The organism is Streptomyces sp. NBC_00647, from assembly GCF_045207245.1.
Taxonomy (GTDB): domain Bacteria; phylum Actinomycetota; class Actinomycetes; order Streptomycetales; family Streptomycetaceae; genus Streptomyces.
In genome coordinates this window covers 9,237,125-9,262,625 of the sequence record NZ_CP109040.1, presented here as the reverse complement: position 1 = coordinate 9,262,625, position 25,501 = coordinate 9,237,125, and the positions used below count along the sequence as shown (strand labels likewise).

The window sequence follows — 25,501 nt, the reverse complement described above, 5'->3', positions numbered from 1 at the left end:
GATCAGCGCGTAGAGCTCGCGTGAAGCTGGAGGGGGCTGGCAAGCGTGCGTGAGGAATTGGCTGGGCAGTTGCGGCAGTTGCGCGATCTGACTGGGCTGAGTCTGCGGGGGTTGGCCCGTGACGTGCGCGGGAGCAGTTCCTCGCTGTCGCGATATTTCTCCGGGCAGGCCGTTCCGCCTTGGCCGACGGTGGTCGCACTGTGCAAGGCGGCCGGTCGCGACCCGAGGCCGCTGCGTGAGGTGTGGGAGCGGGCCAAGGGCGAGGCACAGCCGAGCGTCACCACCGCACTTGCGCCTGTGCGCAACGATCTGCCGCACGACATCACCTCGTTCACCGGGCGCGGGGAGGAGCTGGCCGCGCTCCTCGGCGCCGCGCGGACCACGACGATGGCGGCGATCGACGGTATGGGCGGGGTGGGCAAGACCGCGCTGGCCGTGCACGGCGCACATCTGCTGTCCGCCGAATTCCCTGGTGGTCAGCTCTATTTGGACTTGCACGGGTTCACTCCGGGCCGGGAGCCGGTCGAGCCCGCGGAAGCGTTGCGGGTGCTGCTGGCCGCGCTCGGGGTGCCACCCGGCAGGATTCCCGACGGGGTCACCGAACGGGCCGCGCTGTGGCGGTCGGAGCTGGCGGCGCGGCGCGCGATCGTGCTGCTGGACAACGCGGCCGACGCCGATCATGTGCGTGATCTGCTGCCCGGCGCCGGGCAGAGCTTCGCTGTGATCACCAGCCGTCGGCGGATGGTGGGGCTGGACGGCGTCCAGCCGATATCGCTGGACGTCTTACCGACCCAGGAGGCGGCGGAGCTGTTCATCGAGTCGGCGGGCGGGGCCCGCCCCGGTGATGTCGGCGAGGTGCTGCGCCGCTGCGGGAACCTGCCGCTGGCCATCCGGGTGGCCGCCGCACGGCTGCTGCACCGGCCCGCGTGGACCCTCGACACCTTGGTGGAGCGGCTGCGCGAGGGCGAGTTGGCGGTGTCGGACGTGTTCGCGATGTCGCTGCGGCAGCTCGACTCCGCTCAGCGGCGGATGTTCGGGCTGCTGGGGCTCGTACCGGGTGAGGACATCGACGCGTACGGCGCGGCGGCCCTGGCCGGGATCCCGCTGGCCAACGCCCGTTCCCTGCTGGAGGAGCTGGTCGACGTCCATCTGCTGCAGGAGCCGACGGTGGGCCGCTACCGGATGCACGACCTGCTGCGGCAGACCGCCCGCGCCGAGGACGCCGCGGCGGACCCCGGACCGGCGATCGCCCGGCTGGCCGACTACTACCTGAGCGGCCTGCTGGCCGCGACGGAGGTGATCGAGCTGGTCGTCGTTCCCGTACCGGTCGTCGTGTCGCAGCGCCCTCCCGCGCTTCCCGACTTCTCTCATGACAGAGCCCTCGACTGGCTGGGCACCGAGTGGGCCGACATCACCGCGACCCTCTCGCTCGCCGTCGAACTGCGCGTCGACGGACCCGCTGTCGGGCTCGCCCAGTACGCCTTCGTGATCTCCCTCGGCCGGCGCGGTGGCACGGCACAGCTGTGCCGTGGGCTGGAGGTCAGCAGACCCGCCGCCGAAGCGCTCGGCGGGCGCCGGACACTCGCCTCCCACCGGTACCTGCTGGGCGCCGCGCTGCTGCGGGTGGGCCGACTGGAGGAGGCGGTGCCGGAGCTGGCGGCGGCCCGCACGCTGATGGCGGCGGAGGGCGACATCGTCGGCGAGGCCCTGGCCGTCGAACAGTTGGCGGAGGTCAGGCTGTACGACGCCGACGCCCGTGGTGCACTCGAACTCCTGCGAAAAGCAGCCGGACTGGTACCTCCCGGCGAGGGCGCCGTCCGGGTGTACATCGGCGTACGGCTCGGGCGGGCCCTGGTGCTGCTGGGCGAGCACGACAAGGCCCGCGAGGTCGTCGCGGACCTGCTGGAAACCGCGCGCGGGCTGGACCGGCAGAAGGTGCGCATGTGCCTGGATGTGCTCGGCCGGGCGGCACTCGGTCTGGGCGACGCCCGCACCGCGCTCGACCTGGCGGAGCAGGCCGTCACGATCAGCCGGGAGACCCGCCACCCGGTCCTGGAGGCCATCAGCCGGACGGACGAGGCCGTGGCCCTGCGCCACCTCGGTGACAGCGAGGAGGCGACGGCCGTGCACGCCGAGGCCATGGTGCTGCTCGAAGAGGCCGGTGAGTCGCATCGGATGGTGCGCAGCCTCCTGCCGTACGCCCAGGCCTGCCTGGCCACGGGCGACCGGGAAGCCGCGGCACGGCACTTCCGACAGGCGCTGGAGATCGCCACCGCGCACGGCGTCACCTACCTGGTGCCGGCGGCGCGTTCGGGGCTGGCGCGGGTGTCCTGAAGCCGGTCCCGGGAGGTCCCGTGCCCTGAGCCCGTCCCAGCGGTGCCCCGGGTGTCCCGTCCCGTCCCGGGACACCCGGAAGGCAGTCGTACGGTGGTGTGACAGCGCAGATCAACAGGGTGCCGGTGGGATGCCCCCGTGCCGGGACCGCGGTACGTGCCGTCCCGGACGAGCCGCCCGCGCCCAAGCTTCTCGCCATGCACACCACGCCTTCCCTGCTCACCGAGCTGGACGCGCTGCCCGCCCGGTGGGAGGTACGAGGGGCGCTCGCAGCGCCCGTCGGCTCGGTCGCCGCGCTCCTGCTCGCTGTCGCCGAGGGGCGGGTCGGCGACGACAACCTGCTGGTGCTGGCCAGGGCTTCGGCCGCTCGGCAGGGGGCGATGACCGTCGTGGCCGGCTCCGGCGCCGACGGTTACCGCGTCGAGTACGCCGGGCCGGTGGAGCCGGTGGAGATCCAGGTGGACCGGGCCCGGTCCAGGCTGGCGGTGCAGAGCTGGTACGCCGGTGTGCACACCGTCACCGCCTGCCCCGAAGGCGCCCGGGTGACCCATCGCGTCCACCGGGTGCTCCCCGACCATCAGGGGTTCGCGCCCGGGATCGCCGAGATCGGCCTGTACACACGCATGTCACGCGATCTGAAGCAGGTCCTGGACGTGATCGCCGACCGGCTCGGCTGCTGACATAGCGTGCCCCTACGGGCGGACAACGGCGGTCGGCAAAGGTACGACCCTGCCTGTACAGCTACCCGGCGGGTCGGCGTCTTCGCAGGTCAGCACTGAAGCGTCTCTGCGCCCTTGGTGGCGTACTTGGTGATGTAGGAGGCGACAGCCCGCTCGGTCAGCTCCTGGCCACCATCGAAGTCAGCGGAGCGAATCGCACGCACGTCGATTTGCCTGCCGAGGCGCACGCGTGCGAGCGTCCGTCGATGACGGGGCCGTTGACGCGGGAATGAACGGCAGCGGCGCCAATGGCGCTGGTGAGCAGCCCGGCGGTGGCCCACTCCGGAGGCACGTCGAACCCGACCAACCGCGGCTCGACCACGCCCGGCTTGATCTCACGAACGTGGACCGCGTGAACACCCCAGGCGTGCCGCAGCCGCTCACACGACGCAGCCACCTCCGCCGACTCCTGGCCGGGGGCGAGCCGAAGCCGAACCCGCAGCCCCGTGGAGGTGGGACGAATCAATCCCCGGCGGGACGGCACCGGCCGAACCTCACGGCGGGTCATGGCCCGCACCGCCGGCGCGCCCGTAGCCGGGACGGCTGGACGGTCAGCCCGCACGCATCCATGGTCGAGCTGTACGACCCGACCAGCCGCGCCACCGACGAGCGCAGCCCGACCGTGGGCCCAGTAGTCCGACGGATGCGCTTTGCGGGCGTAGACCGCCCCGCCTAATAGCAAGCTGTCTCAATTGGCTGGGCCACGAGGAGTCCGACGCCGCGCTTGATCGGGGAACCGCTCGCGGACAGACTGCTCTCCATGGGATCAGTAGGCATGGCCACCAGAGCGCAGATCGGGAACCGGCGATGAGTGCCAGCCTGCCCTTCTTTCGCTATCACCCGGACCCTCTGGCAAGCGGGTCCATCCGCACGGCCGCCGAGACGTGTGCCTGCTGCAAGCGCAACAGGGGATGGATCTACACGGCCACCTTCTACACCGCACACGAGGTCAACGGACCTTTCTGCCCGTGGTGCATCGCAGACGGGAGCGCGGCTGAACGCTTTGCGGGTGAATTCGCTGACTCTTACGGGCTCGACGGTGTCAGCGAGGACGTCTTGCACGAGGTCACTCGCCGCACCCCTGGTTTCAACGCCTGGCAGGATCCGCACTGGCTCGTCCACTGCCAGGACGCGGCGGCCTTCGTAGGCGAAGTCGGATACACCGAGCTGGCGGCGCATCCCGAAGCCCTCGACCAGCTGCGGACCGACATGCGCCTCGACGGCTGGCACGACGAAAACCAGCTTGAGCAGTTCCTGGCCCACCTGGGCGACGGGGCGACCGCCATGCTCTTCCGCTGCACCGTCTTGGCACCCATCTCGCCTACGCCGACGCATCCTAGAAGTCGTCCGCTCGGGCGAGTCGTCGGTAGCAGATGAGGGAGCAGGCGATGGCGGTGAAGGCCAGGAAGTGGCTCGCCTTGCGTTCGTAGCGCCGGTGCAGACGTCGGCATCCGGCGAGCCGGGCCATGGTGCGTTCGATGGTCAAGCGGTGCCGGCCCAGCCGCTGGCTGGAGTCTGTGCCTCTGCGTGCGATCCGGGGCGTGATCCCGCGGCCGCGTAACCATCGGCGCAAGTGGTTGTAGTCGTAGCCCTTGTCGCCGTGGAGCTTGCCGGGCCTGCGTCGCCGTCGGCCGCGCCGGGGGACCGGATCGGCGGCATTCCCTGTATCAGAGGGATGAGGGCTTGGCTGTCATGCGTGTTCGCGCCGGCGATGCCGACGGACAGCGGCAGACCGGTCCGCTCAGTAACCAAGTGGATCTTCGAGCCGCACTTGCCCCGGTCCACAGGACTCGGGCCTGTCAGGTCCCCCTTTTCAGGGCACGCATGTTCACGGAGTCGATCGCCCAGCGGGACCAGTCCAGCTCGCCGTGGGCACCGAGCCCGCCAAGGACCAGGCGGTGGAGCTTCGCCCACACCCTGGCCTTCGACCACTCCGTGAAGCGCCGGTGAGCTGTCGCCCCCGACGGCCCGAACGAGGCAGACGGCAGCTGCTGCCAGGTACAGCCCGACGTGGCCACACACACGATCGCAGCCAGCACCTCCCGGTCACCATGCCGACGCCGGCCTCCGCCTTGCCGACGAGTCGGCGCCTCCGGCACCACCCGCTGGAACAACTCCCACAGCTCATCCGGCACCAGCCGCTCAACGATCCCCGGCGCAGCAACCTATCGAACTCGCCAAATGAGATGACCCGTAAGGAGCGGGTTCGGATCGAACTCTAGAGCTGGTGTCGCAGGTTCGAATCCTGCTGGGGCGTCAACGAGGGCCAGTTCAGGGACTTGATCCCCTCAAACTGAACCCTCTGTCGTATTCAAGGCCGTTGAGGACGTGCCGATGGTCAGCGCGGCGCGCGCTGTGGCGGGGTTACCCCTCAACGGATCGGAGATCGTGACTCTGAAAGAAGTGAACGTGCTGGCGGCTTGTGGGGAACCCGTACTGCACGTCTGTGAGCATGCGGACGAGGAACTCGCCCAGACCGCAGTCGAATCGCTCCCAGTCACCGAACAGGCCCACGAGGACCGGCCAGTCATCCGGATTGGCCGTCCCGGTCTGCCAGACGAAGTCGAACTCTTGCTCTGACGCTCCCCACCGCAGGAGCCCCCGCAGCGCTGGGTAGCTGGCATAGGGGTCCCACAGATCGGCGGCATCACCATCGCTCTTGGCCCAGTCCACGAGGTCCATGCCCAAGGCTCCGGGGACAAGGAGGTCCACTTGCTCGTCGAAGCCACCCGGACCGAAGAGGTCGACGATCTCCTTGTAATCGCTCGGCAGCGAGGTGCCCAGAGCGGCCTCGACGGCAGGCCAGTCGACGGCCCGCTGCGGCACCGGGTCCCAGTCGGTGAGGATGCGCAGCTTCTCGGCCCAGGAGGCGTCCTCGGGGAACCCGGTAACCGCAGGGTCCTCCCGTTCGCCTGTGACGCTGACCGCAGGGTCCTCACGTGTGGCTACGACTACGACCGTGCGCTCTCGGCGTGAGGTGACCACGCGACCGCAACCGATCCAGTGAGACCCGTAGGCCCAGCCCCGCATCTCCAACAGCTCGTCCCCGAAAGGCTCGACGAGCGGCAGTCCAGTGCGCTCAGTGAGTGACGGGTCGGTGAAGCCGTCCGCGGCAAGGTTGCGGGGCCTGCCTGCCCGCCCGCCCACTTCGGCGAGCAGCCCTGTCAGACTTGTGCCCTCTGGCGCCTCGAGGATGACCGGCGGGCCGCTCTCGAAGGATGAGTCGGTGATCTTCCAGATGGCGGCAACCACTTCCGAATCCTCCATGGGACTCAGTGAACATCACGTCACTGACATCCTGGCTTGCGCTGCAGACATCGAGTAACGAACCAAGGACCCCATGCATGATCGTTCTGCGGAGCTTGTGCGGGTCGACGGCGGACGGGATGGGAGCTGGGGAGAGTGGTGGGTGGAGGTGGTCTGGTAGCGAGCCTCCAGCGAACTGCTGCGAGCCGCCGTGGACGTCGTTGTTTTGCGGCTGATGACGGCATGCAAATCGCTCAGCAGGGAGTGACTTCAGGGTCGACCGGGGGCAGCGCCCAGGGTTCCAACGTGCCGTTGCAGTACTCGGCGAGGAACTGGACGGCGCCGCCTTCGTAGTGCCACCAACCGCCGTTGCGAGAGGCGATGGTGACGAGCCACTGCTGCGGGTTGTCCCCGGCCGTGCTCCAAAGGAACTTGTCGCCCTCGTTGGACTCCGCCCACGGCAGTAGACCGCCTGGTGCCGGATGCGGGCGCAGGCCGATGGACATTTCGGCCTCCGACCATGCCTGGATGACCTCTTCAAGGTCGTAGCGGATACCGCGGAGCAGGTAGTGCTCCTCACCTGGCTCAGGAAGGCCGACGAGGAGAAAGTCTCCGACGGCGAAGGTGGAGTACCACTCGGCGAGGCGCTTGTAATCGGCGGGCAGCGCGGTGCCCAAGCCGTCTTCGAGCAAAGCCCAGTCGAGCACGGCGGGCTCTGGTCGGCGGTGTTCGGCCAATCCAGGAACAGCGCGCTCCAGCGCCGCGATCGCCTCTTCCGGTTCCGTGATTCGGCGCATCGGTGTCTGCGTGCCGATTAGATCGTCGATCATGGCAACCAGCGTGCCAGAACCTTCAGACATCAGCGGCTGACACCAACAAGCGCGAACCGCGGCGGTCGACGCCGGACCTCAGTGGACGATCGGCCGAGGCGCAGAGCCGGTCCGTCGGCGTCGACAACCCCCCGTGATCGACCTGATAAAGATGAGGCCACACCTCAAAGCCTGCGTTCAGGGCGGAGCACCGTCAGCAAGCGATGAACGACACCATGCCGACCACGCTAGGGTCCCGGCCATGCCCTTCGTTGCTCCCGATCCCGATCCCTATCAGGAAGTCATGACGCGAGAGTCCCTCGCTGCCATGATCTACGACCTCTGCGAGGACTTTCGGCGACGAGGAGCGGAGTGGGAGAACCGCACCGTAGAGGACTACCTCGGCGCGCTCGCAGCGTGGATCACGGACTCCCCCGGCTCGTACCGTCACCTCGGCGAAGAGATGCCGGCGAACGGCGACTGGACGTTCTTCGCGCGGGCCCTCAGCGCGGCCGTCATCTACGAGTAGCCGTCGGCTCATTGGTCTTGCCGATCCCGAGCTCCGAGATGGCTACCACGAACATCTTGAGGGACGCATCCATCTTGAGAGCGGGTCGATCAGCCTGATCTTGGAGCGGGGCGACAAGGTGTCGAGCTGCGATTCACCCCCGGCCCGAAGGCCGGGGCACGCTCGCAGGATCAGAGGTAGGCACCGTGGACTCCGGGCGTACGCCCTGGACGTACGTCAGCCACGGGCGGACGTCGCCGCTCCCCCGTATCTCGAACCCGGCGCCGGTGATGAGCCCGTCCAGCAGGTCGGTGCGGTTGTGGGACATGGCGTGACCGAGGCCGCCGTGCACCAGGTGGCGGCCGAGGGTGCTGCGCGGTGGCCGGAACTCTACGACCAGCAGTCGTCCGCCCGGCCGCAGCACGCGCCACATCTCCGCCAGGGCCGACGGCCGGAGCTCATCCGGCAGATGGTGCAGCATCAAGCTGGTGACGACGGTGTCGAACGACCCGTCCGGCAGGGCGAGGGACTCCGCGACCCCTTCCCGATAGGTGCACTCGGCACCCCGCCCGGCCCGGTTCCTGCGGCGCGCGTAGGCGAGCACCGAGCGCGACGGGTCCACTCCCGTCACCGCTCCGCGCGGGCCTACGGCGACGGCCATGCGCCGGGTCAGATACCCGGTGCCGCAGCCCACGTCCAGCACGCGGTCCCCGGTCTCGGCCCCGCTCAGTGCGGCGAGCCGGAAGAAGGCGCGATGCCGTCGGCCCGCGAAACAGAGCGCGCCGCAGAGCTCGTAGGTTCGCGGAGCTCCGATCGTCACCCCGGGGGTGTCCGCGTGCGGCTTCCCTTGCATGAGGCGTCCGATGGACATGCCGGCCACACTCCTTAACTTAGTTGCGACTAAGTACAGGCTCAACTTAGTCCCGACTAAGAAAGATCGCAAGGGGCATACGATGGCGTGCGTGACCGACGCCGAGAAGACCCCCGCCCACCAGGGCAAGGCCCGTACACGCACTCGGATGCCCGCCGCCGAGCGGCGCGCCTCGATCCTGACCGCGGCCACCGAGGTCTTCTCCGAGACCGGCTACGAACGGGGCAAGGTCTCCGACATCGCCCGGCGCGTCGGAGTCACGGAGCCGGTGGTCTTCCAGAACTTCGGCTCCAAGTCCGCCCTCTACCAAGCGACTCTGGACCACGTGACCACCGCGGTGACCACACTCCTGACGGAGGCCGCCGACAGCGGTCGCCCCGTCCCCGATATCCTGGCCGCCTTCCTGGACCCGGCCCACATGGACCGCTTCCACCAGCGCGGCGCACACGGCTTCCTCTTCGCCGACGCGGCGGCCCTCGCCCACGACCCGGCCCTCGGCGAAGCCGCCCGCCACATCCACCAGCACTTCGCCGAGGCCCTCGCCGGCCTGCTGCACCGCGGCCAGCTCGCCGGTGACATCCGCGGCGACATCAGTCCGCGCACCGCCGCCTGGTGGCTGATCTCGCTCCTCGCCGGGCGCCCGCTCCGGGGCGCGGTGATGCCGGACCGGGCCGTGATGGAGGCCGAACTGACGGACATGGCCCTGCGGTCGCTCCTGCCGTCGAGCGGCGGGCTCACACCGGAACCGGCGGCCGGCGATCGGCCACCCGGCACATGACACCGGAAGCCAACCGGAAGCCGCTCGGGCACGCCGGGGCCGTTGGAGGCGCGGCCGAGCGCGGCAGCGATCGTCTTCCCGCACTTCTCGGGAGCGCGTCGACGCCCGTGTCCCGCCGGGGCGCGGGCGTCGACGCGCACCGCCTTCGGTGAGGTCCTACATTAGTAAAATCAGCGTTTAGTGGACCAAAAAAGCACGTGATGCACTATCTGACCTCCTCCGGTGAGATTCAGCCGTCGAAGTCGTCCCATGACGCGGGGGTGCCCAGCCGGACGCACAGCAGAGGTGATGTCCGGTGAGTGGTGGTACTCCGCTGATGGTCGTGGACCGTTCGGGTGTCGTCGTTCGGTGGAGCGGCAGAGCGCGGGAACTCTGGCTGCGCTCGGAGTCCGAGGCCGTGGGAAGTGCGGCCCTGAGCATGGTCATGCCGAGCACGGGGGACCCCGGCGACGCTGCGGAAACCGGGATCGGATCCGGGCCCCGGGGCATCCGCGACATCGACGGAAACCCGGTCGACCTGCGCGTCCAGGTGGTGCCGCTCTCCGACGGCGAGGTCGCGTGGGGCGTCTTCGAGGCGGACGAGAGCGCCGCCCCCGTCGGCGCACGGACCGCGGTGTCGGACGCTCCGCGCGCGAACACCCGGGAAGCGTTCTTCGTCCTGGACTCCGAGCTGCGCGTTCTCAGCGTCAACGACGCGGCATGCGCGTTGTGCGACGTCGCGGCGGACAAGGCCCTCGACCGCCCGGTCACCGATGTGTGCCGTCCCTCCCGCCCGCAGGAGTTCGAAGGCGTCCTGCGGAGCGTTCTCGCCGACGGCGCCTCCGTCACCGGCCACGTCGTACGGCTCGACCCGGTGGACGGGTCCCAGCCGGAGCGATTCGCGACGGTCTCGGCGTTCCCGCTGAAGAGCACGCACGGTCTGGTCGTCTCCATGACCGAGGTCAGCGAGCCCATGAGGGCCGAACGGCGTCAGACGGCGCTCGGTTCGGTGCGCGAGCGGGTGGGACGGAACCTCGACGTCGTCACGACCTGCCAGGAACTGGTGGACGCGCTGGTGCCCGGATTCGCCGACATCGCGGTGGTCGAGGTCGTCGACGCGGTGGTGCGGGGTGAGGATCCTCCGCTCAGCCCTCTCCGACGCGACATCCCCCTGCGCCGCGCGGCCTTCCGCAACGGGGGACCCGCTCGCCTGGCGCAGGCGCATCCGGTCGGCGACGTACGGGCCCTGCCGGCGCCGACGCCGTACTCACAGGTGCTCAGCGATCTCACACCGCGAGCCGTCGCCCTGGACTGCGGCACCCCCTGGCTCGACGCCGATCCGGATCGGGCCCGCGCCATCCGCGCCTCCGGCGCCCGCACGCTGCTCACCGCCCCGTTGGCGCTGCGGGGCGCCGTGCTCGGGCTGCTGAGCCTCTATCGCGTACGACCGAACGACGCCTTCGACGAGGACGATCTCGACGTCGCCCAGGAAATGGCCACGCATACGGCGCTCAGCCTCGACAACGCCCGCCGCTACACCCACGAACACACGATCGCGGCGGCGCTGCAACGCCATCTGCTGCCTCCGGAGCCTCCCTCCCAGACGGCCATGGAATTCGCGCCGTTGCACGTCCCGGCCGACACGGGAGCGGGTACCTGGTTCGATGCCTTCAGCCTGCCCGGCGCCCGCACCGCACTGGCGATCGGGGAGGTCAGCGGGAGCGGCATCGACGCCGCGACCACCATGGGCCAGCTCCGGACGGTCATCCATTCGCTCGCCGCGCTCGACCTGGAACCCGACGAACTGCTCGCGCGCCTCAACGACGCGGTCGTACGGCTCGCCTACGAGCGGGCGGCCCTGCCTCCGAGCGATCCGCTGCACCAGCAGCCGCTCACCGCCAGCTGTGTCTACGCGGTCCACGACCCTCTCCAGAAGGCCTGCGTCATGGCCTCCGCCGGTCATCCCGCGCCCGTCGTCGCTCATCCCGGTGGAGTCGTGCACGTCCCGGAACTCCCGACGGGCCCGCTTCTCGGCAACCGGGACGGACCGCCCTTCGCGACCGCCTCGATCCCCATGCGGGACGGCAGCGTTCTCGCGCTGCGCACCACGTCCTTCCCGGTCTCCGGAAGCGCGGACGGGCACCGGACGGACCCTCTCCGGGAGCCGCTGACCCGGCTGGACCGCCCGCTCCAGGAAGTGCGGGACGACATCCTCTACAGGCTGCGCGACACGTCCGGCACCCACGATGTCATTCTGCTGCTGGCCCGCACCCGCGCCTTTCCGCCGGACCAGGTCGCCACCTGGCCCCTGGACTCGGTGCCGGCGGCGGCCGCGACCGCACGGCACCACGCTCAGGACAGACTGAGGCTGTGGGGCGTGGACGAGGAGACCGCCTTCGCCACCGAGTTGATCGTCAGCGAGCTGGTGACCAACGCCGTGCGCCACGGAGCGCCACCGATCCGGCTGCGCCTCATCAAGGACTCCACGCTCACCTGCGAGGTCAGCGACGCGGGCGGGGCCGCTCCGCGGCTGCGCCATGCCCGCACGGTCGACGAAGGCGGACGCGGCCTGTTCATCTGCGCGCAGTTGAGCCACAACTGGGGCATCCGCTACTCCGCCGAAGGCAAGACGATCTGGACGGAACAGACCCTGCCTTAGGGGCGTGCCGGATCGCCGCCGCCTACGCGGCCCCCGCGCGGACGCCGGCCGCCGCGCAGTCCACGTCGGCCCACATCGTGTGGCCCTCGGCCGTCGGCTCGTCCCCCCAGCGCGCGGCGAGGGTGTCCACGATCAGGAGTCCGCGGCCCCCGTCGGCCAGGGAGAAGGACGGGTGCCGCCAGGTGGCGCGGACGAGGCCGACGTCGGGGCCGGTCCCGGCGTCGGTGACCTCGATCCGCAGGCACCGGCCCTCGTCCGTGCGGGTCTCGGTGAAGAGGACCCGCACGGGCGGCCGGCCGTGCTCCAAGGCATTGGCGAGCAGCTCACCGGTCACGAGCAGGACGTCCTCGCACGCGTCCTCCAGGCCCCATTCCGTCATCGTGCGGCGGAGGTCCTTGCGCTGCCCGCGCAGGACGGGTGGTCCCGCCGCCGGGACGACACACTGCATGTACGTTCTCTTCATCCTCGTCATCGCGGTTCTTCCCTTGAGTTCCCTCAGTGGAGATCCGTAGCCGCGGCTCCCGCGGATGTGACGTTTCCCGCGGGCTTGCCGCGGCCGCTGTGTGTGTGGAGGGGAGACGGCCCGCTCGACTCCCGCGCGCGGCGCGTCTACCCGGCCAGGTCCCGCGCCACCTCGCGTGCCGCTCGGGCGCCCGACGCCAGCGCGCCCTGGACCGAGCCCGTGGCCCTGTGGTCCCCGCACACATAGCGGCCCGGGGCCACCCGGGCGGTCCGGCCGAGCGGATGCGGCGGCGGCATCGCGGGCAGGGCGTCGGGAACGGTACGGACGGTCAGCAGGTCCCAGTCGGCGGTGTCGGTGCCGTACACCTCGGCGAGCGCGTCGCGCAGCCATGTCTCCCGGCCCTCCCGGTCGTGCCCGAGCACCGAGGTGGCGATCAGCGACGCCCCGGGCGGGGCATACACCGGGACCACCTGGCTCAGGACGCAGGTGTTGAGGAAGCGCCGCCTCGTGTCCGTCATCAGGGTGGCTTCGGCCAGCGGGGAACGGGTCGCCGCGTGGTAGTACGTCGTCACGACGCGGTATTCCGGAAGGTCCAGCTCGGGCAGCAGACGAGCGGCGGGGCCCGGCCCCGTCGCCACCACCACGGCCCGTGCGGCGAGTTCGCCTCCGGCGTCCAGTTCCACTCCGTCGTCCGTGAGGCGCAGCACCGGCAGGCCGAGGTGGACGACGTCCGGGGGCAGCGCCTCTGCCAGCAGCCGCGGCACCGCCCCGATTCCGGCGCCGGGCAGGCACAGGGTGCCACGCAGCATGCTGCGCCAGACGAGATGGAACACCCGGCTCGAGGTCTCCAGTCGGTCCTCCAGGAAGACGCCGGACAGGAAGGGCCGGAAGAACCGCTCGACGAACTCCTCGGAGAATCCGGCCGCGGCCAGCGCGGTGCGCGTCGTGCGGTCCTCCCCGCGTTTGAGCGATCGTGCGGGAGCGAGCATGTCCCGTCCGGACAGGGCGGCCAGCGCGATCAGATCGCGGGTTCCCGCGAGCCGTCCCGGACGCAGGTCGCCCAGCCTCCGTGGACCGCGGGTCGGGTCGCTGAAGCGCAGCGGCCCGTCCTCCGTGTGGACGAGGATGCCGGACGTGAAGGGTCGCAGCCGCAGGTCGCGCAGCGGGAGCCGCTGCCGGACCTGCGGATAGGACGTGTTGAAGACCTGGAAGCCCCGGTCGATGACGAACCCCTCGTGCCGGTCGGAGCGCATCCGGCCGCCCACTCCGTCCGACGCCTCGAGGACGCGGACCCCGAAGCCGCGCAAGGCGAGATCGCGGGCGCACGCCAGACCGGCGAGGCCGCCGCCGACGACCAGGACATCGGACACACCGCGCTTCGCGGTCATGGGCATCATCCTCCGAGGAGCCGGTCCGTCCGCACGCCGGCGGGCGCGGGGCGGTCCGGGCACATGCCGACGGCCCCGCGCCGTCGTACGCGCCCTTCTGAACCGATCTTCCCGTCGGGCCCGCCGGACGGATGCGGGCCACGCCGAAGGTCAGTGCCGCAGGTCACACGGCGCTTCCGTCCCGGGACGGAACCTTTCGGCATGGTCACCCGTTCTTAAGGGTGTGGCGCGGAGGGGACAGTGTCCCTTGGCCTCACCCAGGGCCCCGGGGGACGATCGTCCGGCTGAAGCCCCGGAGCCGTTCGCCGAGAGGCGACCACCCTCCGCACCCCTCATGAACGACCCCGGCTGGTCTCCCCCGTCCAGCCGGGGTCCCTTTGCTGTGCCGAGCGGTTTCTCCGCGGCGCTCCGCGCACGGAAAAGCGCCGGTGCCGCCCGCAGCAGGGACGGCACCGGCGATTCGGGTCGCGTCAGTGGCCGGAGCCGTAATGGCCGCCGAGCTGGTCGCGGTAGTGCGGGTCTCCGAGATGCTTTTCCTTGTCGAATTCCGGCGCCGACTTGATCTCGTCCTTGGACCGGGCGACCTGGACGGTCTTGTCCTCGTGGCTGATCGACGTGATCGTTCCGGCGGGCAGCAGGACCTCCTTGCCGAAGATCCAGACGCCGGTGTCGACGACGATGTACTGAGAACCGACCTCGTCGGAGTGCTTGTCGACCTTCCCGATGTGGCCGTCGGTCGCCTCCACCTTGTAGCCGGTGAGATCGGCGTCGGGCGTGTGACCGCTGGTCGGGCCGTAACCCCAAAGGTTCTCGTTCACGAAGAATTCCTCCAACTCATCTGCGGGCGCTCGCTTCGGTCTCGCCTGCGGGTGCCCGCTTCGGTGACCGGATTCCGATCACCGTGTTCTCAGCGTGTTTTCCCGCTGGAGGTCACCGGGTGTCCCTTTCCCTGCCACTGACACCCGTTGTCCGGAGAATCCTCGATTTCCCGTCACGAAGGTCAGCCGCGCTCAACGGGCGGGCGTAGTCGCGGGTTTCGAGGGAAGCAGGATGCCCTTGGGCCGGGCCGCGGGGAGGAGAGTTGTCATGCATCTGGCACGAGTATCCGGGGAGAGCGCCGCTGCCGAGGGGTGGCCATGGGCGCTGGGAGCGGTCGCGCTGTACGGCCTGATCAGCTACGGGCTCCAGTACCGGGCACGCGCCCGGCGCGGGTCCCGGCATCCGGGCCGTGACGCCCTGCACGATCTCAAGGACCGCGAAGAGCCTCAGTCGTCCGGTCAGCACGTCATCAGCCGCGTGCTGATGTTCGGCGGCGGCGCGGCGATCGCGCTGGTCGCCCTGACGACGTCCGGAGTCGTGCGGATCGTGGCCGCGGGGCTCATCGCCGTGATCGCCGTGAGCACCTGGGCGTACTACGACCACCGCGCCGAGGCCCGCTCGCTGGACCGGCGCGGCTGACGCGGCACGCCACCGGCACGACCGAGGCAGCGAGGCGCCGCTGGGCCGGCCACTCGGACGCCGGCCTGCCACTCCCGGCGGAGGCAGACGGGACGGGACCTGGACTTCCGGCCCGTCGGACAGTGACTGCGGGGGCGGGCCCGCCCTGCGGACAGGGGCGCCGCGGTCCGACACCGACGCCGTCTCCCGAGCACTCATCGCATGCGGCGCTCGCAGGGCGTCACCCTCACCGCAGGGATCGCCCCCGAGCACTCATCGCATGCGGCACGCGCAGGGCGTCACCCTCATGGCAGAGCTCGGGGCCACCGCCGGATCGCGGGTTCTCCCTCCTCGCCCGGACGCGCTCCCCCGGGAAGGGGAAGCGGTGAGACAGAAGCGGCCCCGCCGCGCGGTCCAGGGGGGATGGGACCACGGGCGGGGCCGAGAGCTCGGGGGTGCCGGGGGGAGGCATCCACGAGCGGTCTGCGACTCCTTGTGCCCGCACTTCCCCGGGTTCATGCGCAGAAGTTTCGAGCGGGAGGGAAGGGACTGCCGAGAACGGCTCCGACCCGGCCGAAAAGACCGGCTTGGCCGAGTTCGCGGACAGCACGAACATCAGCGGCGGTCCGGTGCACACCCCCGAGGCCCGCGTGCTCCGCGCCTGACCCGGTCTGCGCACCTCGAGGACGAGCCCGACCCGACGGCGCCCCCGGCCCGCGCGAGTCGCGCGGACCGACCGCCCGTCGGCACGCAGGCACTTCACAGGTCCGGATCAAGGTGACCTAAAACCGATCATCCGCCCAGAATCCTTGGAGGTCTGGACCACTGGCACTTCCGTGGGGCGGACGTCGGCGTTCCAGACCCGCCCCCTCTCGGACCTCGGCCAGCACAGGGGCGTTTCGTGCGGTAACCGGTCGCTTTCCCACAGTGACCGCCGCGGCTCTGCCGCGACGTGGACAGCGCCCGTTCGATACCTGCTCTTTTCCGTCATGTTCCGCAGCAGGCGCACGAAAGCTACACAGAGACACCACTATGTGACGCGAAGCAAGCGTGACGACCGCGTCTGAGGGGGGCAGTGGCGTCGCGTCAGGGGGTGGTCCGCTCCACGGGAGCCGTACTCACCCCTGCCCGGGGAGGGATTTTCACCGCATGAAGCGGACCATCGGCACGACCGCGCCCACCGTCGGCGCGCTCATCGCCTCGCTCGACTTGCAGGAGGGCACGGCACACGCGGACACCGTGACACCCCGCATCGATCTGCGGGTCCTGATCGTGAGTGACGGCGGAGCGACGACCGACGCCATCGCGGCCGAACTCGCGACCGCGGAAACGCCGTACACCGAGGTAGACCTGCGGCAGTCCGGACGGCCGGTGATCGACGCCGGTTTCCCCGCGGACACCGTGGACGGCGAATCGCGCGCCAGGTACCAGGCCGTCGTGCTGCCCGACGACAACCCGTTCCCGGCGAACTCACCCGAGATGGCGGCCCTCGCGGCGTACGAGCAGACCTACGCGATCCCCCAGGTCGACGCCTACACGTACGCGCGCCCCTAGGCCGGACTCCAGTGCGTCACCGAGCCGGTCCCGTACACCCCGGACAACTGAACGGCGCACCGACCGAAGGTCCCGGCCGCACCACCGCGGCCCGGACGGGCTCGACCACCCCACACCTCGGCCGTGGAGCACATCAATGCACGTTCCCCGCGGCGCGCGACGTCTGAACTCAACGCGCGTCACTCTGCTCACCGAAGGCACCTACCCGCACAGTCACGGCGGTGTCAGCGTCTGGTGCGACCAACTCGTCGACGGCATGCCCGACATCGACTTCGAGGTCATCGCCGTCACCGGCACCGGACGCGAACTCATCGTGTGGGACATCCCCGCACAGGTCACGGACGTCGTCGCGGTCCCCATGTGGGGGCCCGCACCCGACGGCCGCCCGCCCCGCGGGCGTCGCCGCGGCCAACTCACCGCCGCCTACGAACAGTTCCTGACCGCCCTGGTGGACCCGGGCGCCGAGGACCGGTTCGCCGCCGCCCTGTACGCGATGGCGCAGGCCGCGGCCGACGGGATGCTGAGTGCCTTTCTGCGCGGCGACCGCGCGATCAGCATCCTGACCGGTGTGTGGAACCGTCCGGGGCTCGCCGTCCGCGAGGCCCGGCCGACCCTGCACGACGCCATCACCGCGACCGCTCTGCTGGAGCACGCGCTGCGTCCCCTGGCGGCACCGCTGCCCGAGCGCGGGGTGGCGCACGCGGTCAGCGGCGGCGTCGCCGTACTGCCGGGCCTCGCCGCACTCGAACGGCACGGCGTCCCCCTGCTGTTGACCGAGCACGGCGTGTATCTGCGCGAGCGCTACCTCGGCTACCGCACCGCCCCGTACCGCTGGCCGGTGAAGGCCGTCGTGCTGGGCTTCTTCCGGCTGCTCGCGGAGGAGACGTACCGGCGCGCCGCCCTGATCACCCCGGGCAACCGCTACAACCGGCTGTGGGAGGAGCAGGGCGGCGCCGCGCCCGAGGCGATCCGCACCGTCTACAACGGCGTGGACCCCGCCGCGTTCCCGCCCGCGGGCCCCGAGCCCGAGCGGCCGACCCTCAGCTGGGCCGGCCGTGTCGACCCGATCAAGGACCTGGAGACCTTGATCCGGGCGTTCGCGCTCGTCCGGGAACGGCTCCCGGAAGCACGGCTCAGGCTGTTCGGCGGCACTCCGCGGGGCGGCGAGGCCTACCGCGAACGGTGCGAGGCCCTGGCCGCCGAGCTGGGGCACGGGGACGCGGCCACCTTCGAGGGCCGCGTGGACGACATCAAGGACGCCTACGCGGCGGGCAATGTCGTGATGCTCTCCAGCATCAGCGAGGGCTTCCCGTTCACGCTGATCGAGGCCATGTCGTGCGGGCGGGCGACCGTGTCCACGGACGTGGGCGGGGTGCGCGAGGCCGTCGGCGACAGCGGTCTCGTCGTCCCGCCGCGTGATCCGGCGGCCATGGCGGCCGCCGCGCTGGAGCTGCTGGGCGATCGCGGGCGCCGTCGCTCGATGGGCGAGGCGGCCCGGCTGCGGGTCATCGAGCAGTTCACGCTGCGGCAGACCGTCGACACCTTCCGGTCCATCTACCTGGAGCTGTCGGCGCTCGGCCGGACCGTCCCGGGTGTTCTCGAGGCGGCCGACGCCGTGCTCGCGGCACCGGGCGGCCCGGCGGCCGGGCCGATGCCGAGGAGCCTGGCCGGATGAGCGGACCGATGGCCCTGGAACCCGGCGGCGCGGCGGGCGACACGCTGTCCCTGCGCCTCGCCGGCGACCGCCCGCCCGCCCTCACGGCGCGCGGCCACGGCGCGGACCAGAACGCGGTCGACCGGCTCGCCGCCGAGCTGGCGGACGGCATCGGGCCGGCCGTCCACCCGTACGAGGTGGCCGCACTGCTGGAATCGGAGGGGCTGACCGCCGAGGTCATCCAGGAGCGGTACGGACACCCGAACCTCTTCTCGCTCGCCTCCGCGCTGTACGAGCGGGTCCCGCGCACCTTTCCCGAGCCGGCCCGGGCCGCCGACCCGTGGCGTCCGGACCATGTGCGCTGCGGACTGCGCGGGGCGCTGTTCGCCCTGCCGGGCCTCGCCTATCTGCTGGCCGGGCGGCTGTGGCACGCGGGGCGGGATCTCGACGTCCTCGTGCTGGCCGGACTCGTCTCCTGGGCCTGGGGTCAGGCGCTCGGGCACCGCGCCCATCTGCGCATGACCACGGGCCGCCGCGAGGCGGGCCGGACCCTGCTCAAGGGGGCACCGCTCGGCGCGCTCGCCGCGACGGCCTCCGGGGCGCTGGTCGCCGGGTCCGGCACGGCGATCGGGATCGCCGCCGCGCAGTCGGTGTATCTCGCGGCGGCCGGGGTGCTGCTGGTGCTGGGCGGGGAGCGGCTGTTGCTGGCCGCGCTCACCCCGCTGATCGCCGGCTCGGCGGCGCTTCCCTGGTGGGAGCCGGGGACCGTGCTGCGCGTCGGCCTGCCGCTGCTGTCCGTGCTCGGCGCGGTCGCCGCGGCCGGCTGGGCGCTGCGGGCCGCCGTCGCCGCCGCCCCGGTCCCGGACGGCGCCCGTCCGTCGCTGCTGCGGTCTCTGCCGTACGGCCTGTTCGGACTGTCCGCCGGGGTGCTGGTGCTGCTGGAGGGCCGACAGCATCCGTACGCCGTGATCGTGCTGACCGTGAGCATGGGACCGGCGGAGTGGCTGCTGTACCGGTATCGCGGGATGTCGGTGGCGGCGCTGCGGGCGACCGCGACTCCGGCCGCCTTCCTGCTGCGTTCGGCGGGCATCCTCGGCCTCTGCCTGCTCGTCTACGTCCTCCCGTTGCTGCCCGCGGCCCTGCTCACCGGCGCGGAGCCGGCCCCGCTGCTGCTGCTCGCGGCCACGCTGTGGACCGCTCTGCTGCTCCAGGCCTTCGGGGTGGCCTGGGCGCCGGCAGCGATCTGTCTGGCGGCGGCCGGCGGGGCCGCCGCGACCACCGTGCTCCGTCCGCCGCCGAGCGCCGTCGCGCTGTCCCTCTTCTGCGGCACCGCCGCCCTGTGTCTCGCGGCCTGCGCCGTGCTGCTGCTGGGGCGGCCCGCGCCGCACGCCTGAACCGCCGTCCGCGGCCCGCCCGGACGAGCCGCGTCCCGAAGACCGCCACGGGACACCGGGCACCGGGCCGGGCACCAAACCGACCACGCGCATCACACGCACATCACATGAGCAACCGACCGGAAGGACCTACGAGTTGACCACCGAACCGCTCGCCGCCGTCACCGGAGCCGAGGGTTTCATCGGCTCCCACCTCACCGAGGCGCTGGTCGCCTCCGGACACCGGGTGAGGGCCATGGCGCAGTACAACTCCTTCTCCTCGTACGGCTGGCTGGAGACCCTGGCCCCCGACGTCCTGGACCACGTGGACATCGTCCTCGGCGATGTCCGGGACCCGGGCTCGGTCCGCGGTCTGGTCGAAGACGCCGACTGCGTCTACCACTTGGCCGCGCTCATCGCGATCCCGTACTCCTACCGGGCGCCCCACAGCTATGTGGACACCAACGTCACCGGCACCCTCAATGTGCTGGAGGCCGTGCGCGCCCTCGGCACGCCCCGGCTCGTGCACACCTCCACCAGCGAGACCTACGGAACCGCGCGGACCGTACCGATCACCGAGGACCACCCGATCAACACCCAGTCCCCGTATGCCGCTTCGAAGGCGGGCGGAGACCGGCTGGCCGACAGCTACCACGCGAGCTTCGACACTCCGGTGGTGACGCTCCGGCCGTTCAACACCTTCGGTCCGCGCCAGTCGATGCGCGCGGTGATCCCCACCGTCATCGGCCAGGTGGTGGCGGGCGAACGCACCATCACCCTCGGCGATCTGCGGCCCACCCGCGACTTCACCTTCGTCCGCGACACCGCGCAGGCGTTCCTCGCGGTGGGCACGGCGCCCGCGGAGCGGGTCGTGGGCCGGACCTTCAACGCCGGTACGGGCGGGGAGATCTCGGTCGGCGACCTGGTGGCGCTGATCGGCAAGGTGATGGACACCTCCCTGGACGTACGGGAGGACGCGGGGCGCATCCGGCCGGCCAACTCCGAGGTGATGCGGCTGGTCGCCGACGCGAGCCGGCTCGTCGCGGCGACGGGCTGGAGTCCCGCCCACGAGCTGGAGCAAGGACTCGCGCACACCGTGGAGTTCTTCCGTGAGCCGGCGAACCTGGCGCGCTACAAGACCGGCATCTACAACATCTGACCCGTCCGGCACGTCCCACGAAGGAGGAGCCTCATGCACGCAGTGATTCTGGCGGGAGGCAAGGGCGTCCGGCTGCGGCCCTACACCACCGCGCTGCCCAAGCCGCTCGTGCCCATCGGCGACCAGCACGCCATTCTGGAGATCGTGCTGCGCCAGCTCGCCTCGGCCGGTTTCACCGGCTGCACCATCGCCATAGGCCACCTGGGCGAGATCATCCGCGCCTACGTCGGAGACGGCTCCCAATGGGGCATGGCCGTCGACTACGCCACCGAGGAGAGCCCGCTCGGCACCATGGGCCCGCTGCTGACCATGCGCGACCGGCTGCCCGAGTCGTTCCTCGTGATGAACGGCGATGTGCTCACCGATCTCGACTTCGCCGATGTCCTTGTGCGGCACCGGAGTTCGGGCGCCCCGCTGACCATCGCGACGTACGCGCGCAAGGTGCACATCGACTTCGGTGTGCTGACGACCGACGACAGCAAGGTGGTCGCCTTCACGGAGAAGCCGAGCATGGACTATCGCGTCTCGATGGGCGTGTACGGTCTGTCGCGGTCCACGCTCGAGGGCTACACACCGGGACTCCCGCTGGGCTTCGACGAGTTGGTCCTCGACCTGCTGCGGATCCGGAACGAGCCGCACGCCTACGACTTCGACGGGTACTGGCTCGACATCGGCCGCCCGGACGACTACGACCGGGCCAACGCCGAGTTCACCACCCGCAAGTCGCTTTTGCTCAAGGGAGCCTGACCACCGCATGCGCATTCTCGTCCTGGGCTTCACCGGCTATCTGGGCGGCCATGTCGTCGAGCACCTGCACTCCCTTCCGGGCGTGCGGGTGCTCGGCGGCGGCCGCTCGCCCGCCGCGGAGTTCGGCATCGACCTGGCCACCGCCCGAAAAGAGCGGCTGGTCCCGACCCTGGCGGCGGCCGCACCCGACGCCGTGATCAACTGCGCCGGCGCGACCGGTGGTGACGCCGTGACCCTCGCCGAGGTCAACTCCCGTGGCCCCGCCGTTCTTTGCGCGGCGCTGCGCGAGGCGGCACCGGCCGCCCGGCTCGTCCATCTGGGCTCGGCCGCCGAGTACGGTCCCGGCGTCCGGGACATCGGCGTGACGGAGTCGGCGGCCACCTGTCCGCTCACCCCGTACGGAGCCACCAAGCTCGCCGGAACCGTCACCGTCAGCACCTCCGGCCTGGACGCGGTGGTGCTGCGGGTGGGCAACCCGGTGGGGCCCGGGGCGCCGGCCGCCGGGCTGCCGGGCCGGATCGCGGGACTGCTCCGCGGGGCCGGCCGGGACCCGGACGCGGTGATCCGGCTGGGCGACCTGTCGGCGTACCGCGACTTCGTGGACGTACGCGATGTGGCGCGGGCGGCGGTGTCCGCGGCGACGGCGCCGGTGCCGCTGCCGCGCGTCCTCAACATCGGGGGCGGAAAGGCCGTTCCGGTGCGCGACCTGGTGGGCGGGCTGGCGCGCGTCGCCGGGTTCCGGGGGCGGATCGAGGAGAACGGCGGCGGGTCCACCCGCTCGGGCGAGGTGTCGTGGCAGTGCTCCGACATCACCGCCGCCGGCCAGGCCCTCGGCTGGCGGCCGTCCCTGACCCTCGACGAGTCCCTGGCCGCGCTCTGGGCCGCGGCCGGGGGGACGGCTCCCGTCCCGCCGTTCGAAGGCGACCGGGCGCCATGAGTCTGCTGATTCCGCTGTACGTCCATCCCGGCGAGGATCCGGGCGCCTGGCACGATCTGATCGGGTCGGCCGGCCGTACGTACGGGGTCGTCATCAACCCGGCCGACGGACCGGGCACGGACCCGGACCCGGCGTTCACCGCGGCGGCCGAGGCGCTGCGGTCGGCGGGCGCCCGACTGCTCGGCTATGTCGACACCGACTACGGTGCCCGCGATCCGGACGACATCGCGGACGAGGTCCTGCGGCACCGGGACTGGTACGGGACGCAGGGCTGTTTCCTCGACCGGGTGGCGCCGACCTCCGCGGCGCTGCCCGCCTGCAAGCGGCTGGTGCAGAGCGTGCGGCGGCTCGGCGCGGCTCCTGTCGTGCTGAACACGGGCGTCCACCCTGCTCCGGGGTACGCCCGTGTCGCGGACCTGCTGGTCACGTTCGAGGGCCACTGGTCCACGTACGTGTCGGCGTTCAGCAGACCGGAGTGGACGGCGCGGCATCCTCCCGAGCGGTTCTGTCATCTGGTCTACGGCGTCCCCGAGGCGCTCGTTCCGCTCGCCGTTCGCACCGCGCGTGAGCGCGGTGCGGCGGTGGCCGGGCCGGTGACGGGTGAACTCCCCAACCCCTGGTCGCGGTTGACGCCCGCCCTCGGCGAACCGGAGTTGTGAGCGGCACCCCGCCCCCGACCTCCTTTGCAGCGGTTTGATGGCATGTCTAGGTCAAATCTGCCAGGCTTCCGACTGCCGTCGCCCTGACCCCAGGCCGACGGCACGGAAATCTCACCAAGCGGCCGCGCGCACCCGCGCGCGGCCCGCGGCCGCCCACCGGCGCACCCCAGTCGTCCGGGCGGCCACCGAGCAGGCCGGAATCCCGGCCGCCTCAAAGGAGATTCGTGTGAGACCGACCCCCCGCAAGGCCCTCGCGGCGCGCGTCCTCGCCGTCGCCGCCCTGGCCGCAGTCTCGCTCCCCACTACCCCCGTGGCGGCCGCGCCGCACACGGCACCGGCGGCGGCGGCCGCCTGCACCCCGGCCCAGGTGGTCACCAACGGCGGCTTCGAGAGCGGTACTTCGCCCTGGACCCAGTCCTCGACCACAGTGATCACCAACCGCTCGGGCCAGACCGCCCACGGCGGCAGCAGCTTCGCCTGGCTGAACGGTGTCGGCAGCACCCACACCGACACGCTCTCGCAGAGCGTCACGATCCCCTCCGGCTGCAGCAGCGCCTCCCTCACGTTCTGGCTGCACATCGACACGGCGGAGACGACCTCGTCGACGGCCTACGACAAACTCACGGCGAAGATCGGCAGCACGACGCTGGGGACCTACTCGAACCTCAACAAAGCCTCCGGGTACGCCCAGAAGTCGTTCGACGTGTCGGCCTTCGCGGGCCAGACCGTGACGGTCGCCTTCACCGGCACCGAGGACTCCAGCCTCCAGACGAGCTTCGTCCTCGACGACATCGCCCTCGACACCTCCGGTGACACGGCCCCGCCCGCCGACTCCACGCGCACGCCCGCCGCCCCCGCGTACACGGTCAGTCTGAGCAGCAACACGAGCGGCACCGTCTGGACCGGTCACGAGAGCGCGACCTTCACCAACGCCTCCTCCACCGCGCTCAGCGAGGTGTACCTGAGGCTGTGGGACAACTACCACGGCACCTGCTCCGCGATGCCCATCACCGTCAGCAACGTCACCGGCGGCACTCTGGGCGCCCTCTCGGTGGGCTGCACGGCCCTCAAGATCACCCTGGCGTCACCGCTGGCGCAGGGCCAGAGCACGACGATCGGCTTCGACCTCGGCATCGCCGTGCCCAGCGGCGCCGACCGGTTCGGCTACGACGGGGCGTTCAGCTTCATCGGCAACGCTCTGCCCGTGCTCGCGGTCAAGGACGGCGCGGGCTGGCACCTGGACCCGTACACGAACAACGGCGAGTCCTTCTACTCCCTGGCCTCCGACTTCAAGGTGACCCTCGACCACCCGACGAGCCTGCTCGTCCCGGCGACCGGCACCTCGGTCGACACCCCCGGTTCCAGCGGCCGCACGGTCACCACGGCCACCGCGTCCAAGGTGCGTGACTTCGCCTGGGCGGCGGGCCCGTTCAGCAAGATCTCCGGCACCTCCACCGCCGGCACACCCATCAACGTCTACTCCGTCTCGGGCATCAGCTCCGCCAACGCCCAGTCGATGCTCACCACCGCCAAGTCCGCCGTGGACGCGCACGCCGCACGCTTCGGCGCGTACCCGTACGGCGAGCTGGACGCGGTGATCGACAACAACTTCTGGTTCGGCGGCATGGAGTACCCCGGGTTCGTCCTCGACCTGGTCAGCACCACGGCACTCACCCATGAGATCGGCCACCAGTGGTTCTACGGGATCGTCGGCGACGACGAGTACACCAGCCCGTGGCTCGACGAGTCGTTCACCGACTACGCCACCGACCTGGCGCAGGGCAAGACCGGCGCGAGCTGCTGGAGCAGCGTCTCCTGGGCCTCGACCGCGGAGAAGATCACGAACTCGATGGCGTACTGGGACACACACTCGTCCCGCTACTCCACCGTCGTCTACGGCTACGGCAAGTGCGCCTTGCACGATCTGCGGCGCGTGCTCGGCGACACCGTCATGGCCAAGCTCCTCAAGGACTACGCCACGTCGCACTGGTACGGCGTCTCGACCACGGCCGAGTTCAAGGCGGCCGCCCAGGCCGCCACGACCACGGACCTGACGTCGTTCTGGACGACCCACCGCATCGACGGCTGACAGCTCACCGGCTCGCCGCGGTGGCGCCTTCGGGCGTCATCGCGGCGAGCCGCCGCGATCGAGCGGGGCCGAGCGCCACCGACCGCCCCCGGCCGGCCCACCGCGCCGCCGCCCCGCTGGACACCGCACTCTCCTCCC

The 25,501-nt window shown here is 71.1% G+C and carries 20 protein-coding genes and 3 pseudogenes; 15 read left to right on the top strand and 8 right to left on the bottom strand.

All coding sequences use genetic code 11. The annotated features are described in order from the left end of the window. Positions 1 to 45 precede the first annotated feature (45 nt). A complete protein-coding gene (locus tag OG788_RS40680) occupies positions 46 to 2,334 on the top strand; it encodes an ATP-binding protein (RefSeq protein ID WP_406375943.1) in 2,289 nt (762 codons plus the stop codon). A 197-nt stretch (positions 2,335 to 2,531) separates the two neighbouring features. Next, positions 2,532 to 3,014 (top strand): hypothetical protein, encoded by a 483-nt coding sequence (locus OG788_RS40675; RefSeq protein ID WP_406375942.1) that lies wholly within the window; start codon positions 2,532 to 2,534, stop codon positions 3,012 to 3,014. Positions 3,015 to 3,115: 101 nt separating this feature from the next. On the opposite strand, the pseudogene OG788_RS40670 reads toward OG788_RS40675, so the two are convergent. Beyond that, a pseudogene (locus tag OG788_RS40670) lies at positions 3,116 to 3,735 on the bottom strand (replication initiator); the annotation flags it as partial. A gap of 125 nt (positions 3,736 to 3,860) precedes the next feature. On the opposite strand from OG788_RS40670, the gene OG788_RS40665 reads away from it, so the two are divergent. After that, the gene (locus OG788_RS40665) at positions 3,861 to 4,430 is read left to right on the top strand and encodes a CbrC family protein (RefSeq protein ID WP_406375941.1); all 570 of its coding nucleotides are present in this window, start codon (positions 3,861 to 3,863) and stop codon (positions 4,428 to 4,430) included. On the opposite strand, the pseudogene OG788_RS40660 reads toward OG788_RS40665, so the two are convergent. The 3 genes and pseudogenes from OG788_RS40660 to OG788_RS40650 form a co-directional block, all read right to left on the bottom strand. Then, positions 4,390 to 5,203: pseudogene (locus OG788_RS40660) on the bottom strand (IS5 family transposase). The gene OG788_RS40665 and the pseudogene OG788_RS40660 sit on opposite strands and share 41 nt — an antisense overlap. 214 nt (positions 5,204 to 5,417) lie before the next feature. Further along, complete coding sequence (locus tag OG788_RS40655; RefSeq protein WP_406375940.1) at positions 5,418 to 6,320, bottom strand: hypothetical protein; 903 nt, start codon at positions 6,318 to 6,320, stop codon at positions 5,418 to 5,420. Positions 6,321 to 6,553: 233 nt separating this feature from the next. After that, the gene (locus tag OG788_RS40650) at positions 6,554 to 7,129 is read right to left on the bottom strand and encodes an SMI1/KNR4 family protein (protein ID WP_406375939.1); all 576 of its coding nucleotides are present in this window, start codon (positions 7,127 to 7,129) and stop codon (positions 6,554 to 6,556) included. Between the two features lie 241 nt (positions 7,130 to 7,370). On the opposite strand from OG788_RS40650, the gene OG788_RS40645 reads away from it, so the two are divergent. Further along, entirely contained in the window at positions 7,371 to 7,637 is a 267-nt protein-coding gene (locus OG788_RS40645; protein WP_406375938.1) for a hypothetical protein, read from the top strand. Between the two features lie 133 nt (positions 7,638 to 7,770). Here the strand turns inward: OG788_RS40645 and OG788_RS40640 are convergent, their stop codons facing one another. Continuing rightward, positions 7,771 to 8,487 carry a class I SAM-dependent methyltransferase gene (locus OG788_RS40640; RefSeq protein WP_406375937.1) on the bottom strand — a complete coding sequence of 239 codons (717 nt, stop codon included), beginning with the start codon at positions 8,485 to 8,487 and terminating at the stop codon, positions 7,771 to 7,773. Positions 8,488 to 8,578: 91 nt separating this feature from the next. Here OG788_RS40640 and OG788_RS40635 point away from each other — a divergent pair, with 91 nt between their 5' ends. Together OG788_RS40635 and OG788_RS40630 are read left to right on the top strand one after the other, a co-directional pair. Continuing rightward, positions 8,579 to 9,265, top strand: coding sequence for a TetR/AcrR family transcriptional regulator (locus tag OG788_RS40635; RefSeq protein WP_406375936.1), 687 nt, complete (start codon positions 8,579 to 8,581; stop codon positions 9,263 to 9,265). Positions 9,266 to 9,560: 295 nt separating this feature from the next. Further along, on the top strand, positions 9,561 to 11,903 hold the full coding sequence (locus tag OG788_RS40630) for a SpoIIE family protein phosphatase (RefSeq protein WP_406375935.1): 2,343 nt from the start codon (positions 9,561 to 9,563) through the stop codon (positions 11,901 to 11,903). A 22-nt stretch (positions 11,904 to 11,925) separates the two neighbouring features. On the opposite strand, the gene OG788_RS40625 is transcribed toward OG788_RS40630, so the two are convergent. The 3 genes from OG788_RS40625 to OG788_RS40615 all read right to left on the bottom strand — a co-directional run bounded on the left by OG788_RS40625 (position 11,926) and on the right by OG788_RS40615 (position 14,572). Beyond that, on the bottom strand, positions 11,926 to 12,351 hold the full coding sequence (locus OG788_RS40625) for an ATP-binding protein (protein WP_406375933.1): 426 nt from the start codon (positions 12,349 to 12,351) through the stop codon (positions 11,926 to 11,928). Between the two features lie 161 nt (positions 12,352 to 12,512). Then, positions 12,513 to 13,754: an NAD(P)/FAD-dependent oxidoreductase gene (locus tag OG788_RS40620; RefSeq protein ID WP_406375932.1), complete on the bottom strand. Its 1,242-nt coding sequence runs from the start codon at positions 13,752 to 13,754 to the stop codon at positions 12,513 to 12,515. Between the two features lie 470 nt (positions 13,755 to 14,224). Further along, positions 14,225 to 14,572 (bottom strand): PRC-barrel domain containing protein, encoded by a 348-nt coding sequence (locus tag OG788_RS40615; protein WP_351555429.1) that lies wholly within the window; start codon positions 14,570 to 14,572, stop codon positions 14,225 to 14,227. Between the two features lie 268 nt (positions 14,573 to 14,840). Here OG788_RS40615 and OG788_RS40610 point away from each other — a divergent pair, with 268 nt between their 5' ends. The 9 genes and pseudogenes from OG788_RS40610 to OG788_RS40570 all read left to right on the top strand — a co-directional run bounded on the left by OG788_RS40610 (position 14,841) and on the right by OG788_RS40570 (position 25,363). Beyond that, positions 14,841 to 15,212, top strand: coding sequence for a hypothetical protein (locus OG788_RS40610; protein ID WP_406375931.1), 372 nt, complete (start codon positions 14,841 to 14,843; stop codon positions 15,210 to 15,212). Positions 15,213 to 16,340: 1,128 nt separating this feature from the next. After that, positions 16,341 to 16,742, top strand: a pseudogene (locus OG788_RS40605) (hypothetical protein); the annotation flags it as partial. Positions 16,743 to 16,881: 139 nt separating this feature from the next. Further along, positions 16,882 to 18,420: a GT4 family glycosyltransferase PelF gene (gene pelF / locus OG788_RS40600; RefSeq protein ID WP_406375930.1), complete on the top strand. Its 1,539-nt coding sequence runs from the start codon at positions 16,882 to 16,884 to the stop codon at positions 18,418 to 18,420. Continuing rightward, entirely contained in the window at positions 18,417 to 19,793 is a 1,377-nt protein-coding gene (locus OG788_RS40595) for a hypothetical protein (protein ID WP_406375929.1), read from the top strand. The genes pelF and OG788_RS40595 overlap by 4 nt, the downstream gene beginning before the upstream one ends. Before the next feature lie 136 nt (positions 19,794 to 19,929). Then, positions 19,930 to 20,931 carry a GDP-mannose 4,6-dehydratase gene (locus tag OG788_RS40590; protein ID WP_406375928.1) on the top strand — a complete coding sequence of 334 codons (1,002 nt, stop codon included), beginning with the start codon at positions 19,930 to 19,932 and terminating at the stop codon, positions 20,929 to 20,931. A 33-nt stretch (positions 20,932 to 20,964) separates the two neighbouring features. Continuing rightward, positions 20,965 to 21,678, top strand: coding sequence for an NDP-sugar synthase (locus tag OG788_RS40585; RefSeq protein WP_406375927.1), 714 nt, complete (start codon positions 20,965 to 20,967; stop codon positions 21,676 to 21,678). A 7-nt stretch (positions 21,679 to 21,685) separates the two neighbouring features. Continuing rightward, complete coding sequence (locus OG788_RS40580) at positions 21,686 to 22,615, top strand: NAD-dependent epimerase/dehydratase family protein (RefSeq protein ID WP_406375926.1); 930 nt, start codon at positions 21,686 to 21,688, stop codon at positions 22,613 to 22,615. Next, positions 22,612 to 23,274, top strand: a complete 663-nt coding sequence (locus OG788_RS40575; protein WP_406375925.1) for a spherulation-specific family 4 protein — start codon at positions 22,612 to 22,614, stop codon at positions 23,272 to 23,274. Before OG788_RS40580 ends, OG788_RS40575 begins: the two co-directional genes overlap by 4 nt. A gap of 226 nt (positions 23,275 to 23,500) precedes the next feature. Further along, entirely contained in the window at positions 23,501 to 25,363 is a 1,863-nt protein-coding gene (locus tag OG788_RS40570) for a M1 family aminopeptidase (protein WP_406375924.1), read from the top strand. The last annotated feature ends 138 nt before the right edge of the window (positions 25,364 to 25,501 follow it).

Excerpts from the sequence above, each read along its gene's own strand:
- OG788_RS40675 (WP_406375942.1), top strand. The coding sequence starts at position 2,532 with ATGCACACCACGCCTTCCCTGCTCACCGAGCTGGACGCGCTGCCCGCC.
- OG788_RS40665 (WP_406375941.1), top strand. The coding sequence starts at position 3,861 with ATGAGTGCCAGCCTGCCCTTCTTTCGCTATCACCCGGACCCTCTGGCA.
- OG788_RS40655 (WP_406375940.1), bottom strand. The coding sequence starts at position 6,320 with ATGGAGGATTCGGAAGTGGTTGCCGCCATCTGGAAGATCACCGACTCA.
- OG788_RS40650 (WP_406375939.1), bottom strand. The coding sequence starts at position 7,129 with ATGATCGACGATCTAATCGGCACGCAGACACCGATGCGCCGAATCACG.
- OG788_RS40645 (WP_406375938.1), top strand. The coding sequence starts at position 7,371 with ATGCCCTTCGTTGCTCCCGATCCCGATCCCTATCAGGAAGTCATGACG.
- OG788_RS40640 (WP_406375937.1), bottom strand. The coding sequence starts at position 8,487 with ATGTCCATCGGACGCCTCATGCAAGGGAAGCCGCACGCGGACACCCCC.
- OG788_RS40625 (WP_406375933.1), bottom strand. The coding sequence starts at position 12,351 with ATGCAGTGTGTCGTCCCGGCGGCGGGACCACCCGTCCTGCGCGGGCAG.
- OG788_RS40620 (WP_406375932.1), bottom strand. The coding sequence starts at position 13,754 with ATGACCGCGAAGCGCGGTGTGTCCGATGTCCTGGTCGTCGGCGGCGGC.
- OG788_RS40610 (WP_406375931.1), top strand. The coding sequence starts at position 14,841 with ATGCATCTGGCACGAGTATCCGGGGAGAGCGCCGCTGCCGAGGGGTGG.
- pelF (WP_406375930.1), top strand. The coding sequence starts at position 16,882 with ATGCACGTTCCCCGCGGCGCGCGACGTCTGAACTCAACGCGCGTCACT.
- OG788_RS40595 (WP_406375929.1), top strand. The coding sequence starts at position 18,417 with ATGAGCGGACCGATGGCCCTGGAACCCGGCGGCGCGGCGGGCGACACG.
- OG788_RS40585 (WP_406375927.1), top strand. The coding sequence starts at position 20,965 with ATGCACGCAGTGATTCTGGCGGGAGGCAAGGGCGTCCGGCTGCGGCCC.
- OG788_RS40580 (WP_406375926.1), top strand. The coding sequence starts at position 21,686 with ATGCGCATTCTCGTCCTGGGCTTCACCGGCTATCTGGGCGGCCATGTC.
- OG788_RS40575 (WP_406375925.1), top strand. The coding sequence starts at position 22,612 with ATGAGTCTGCTGATTCCGCTGTACGTCCATCCCGGCGAGGATCCGGGC.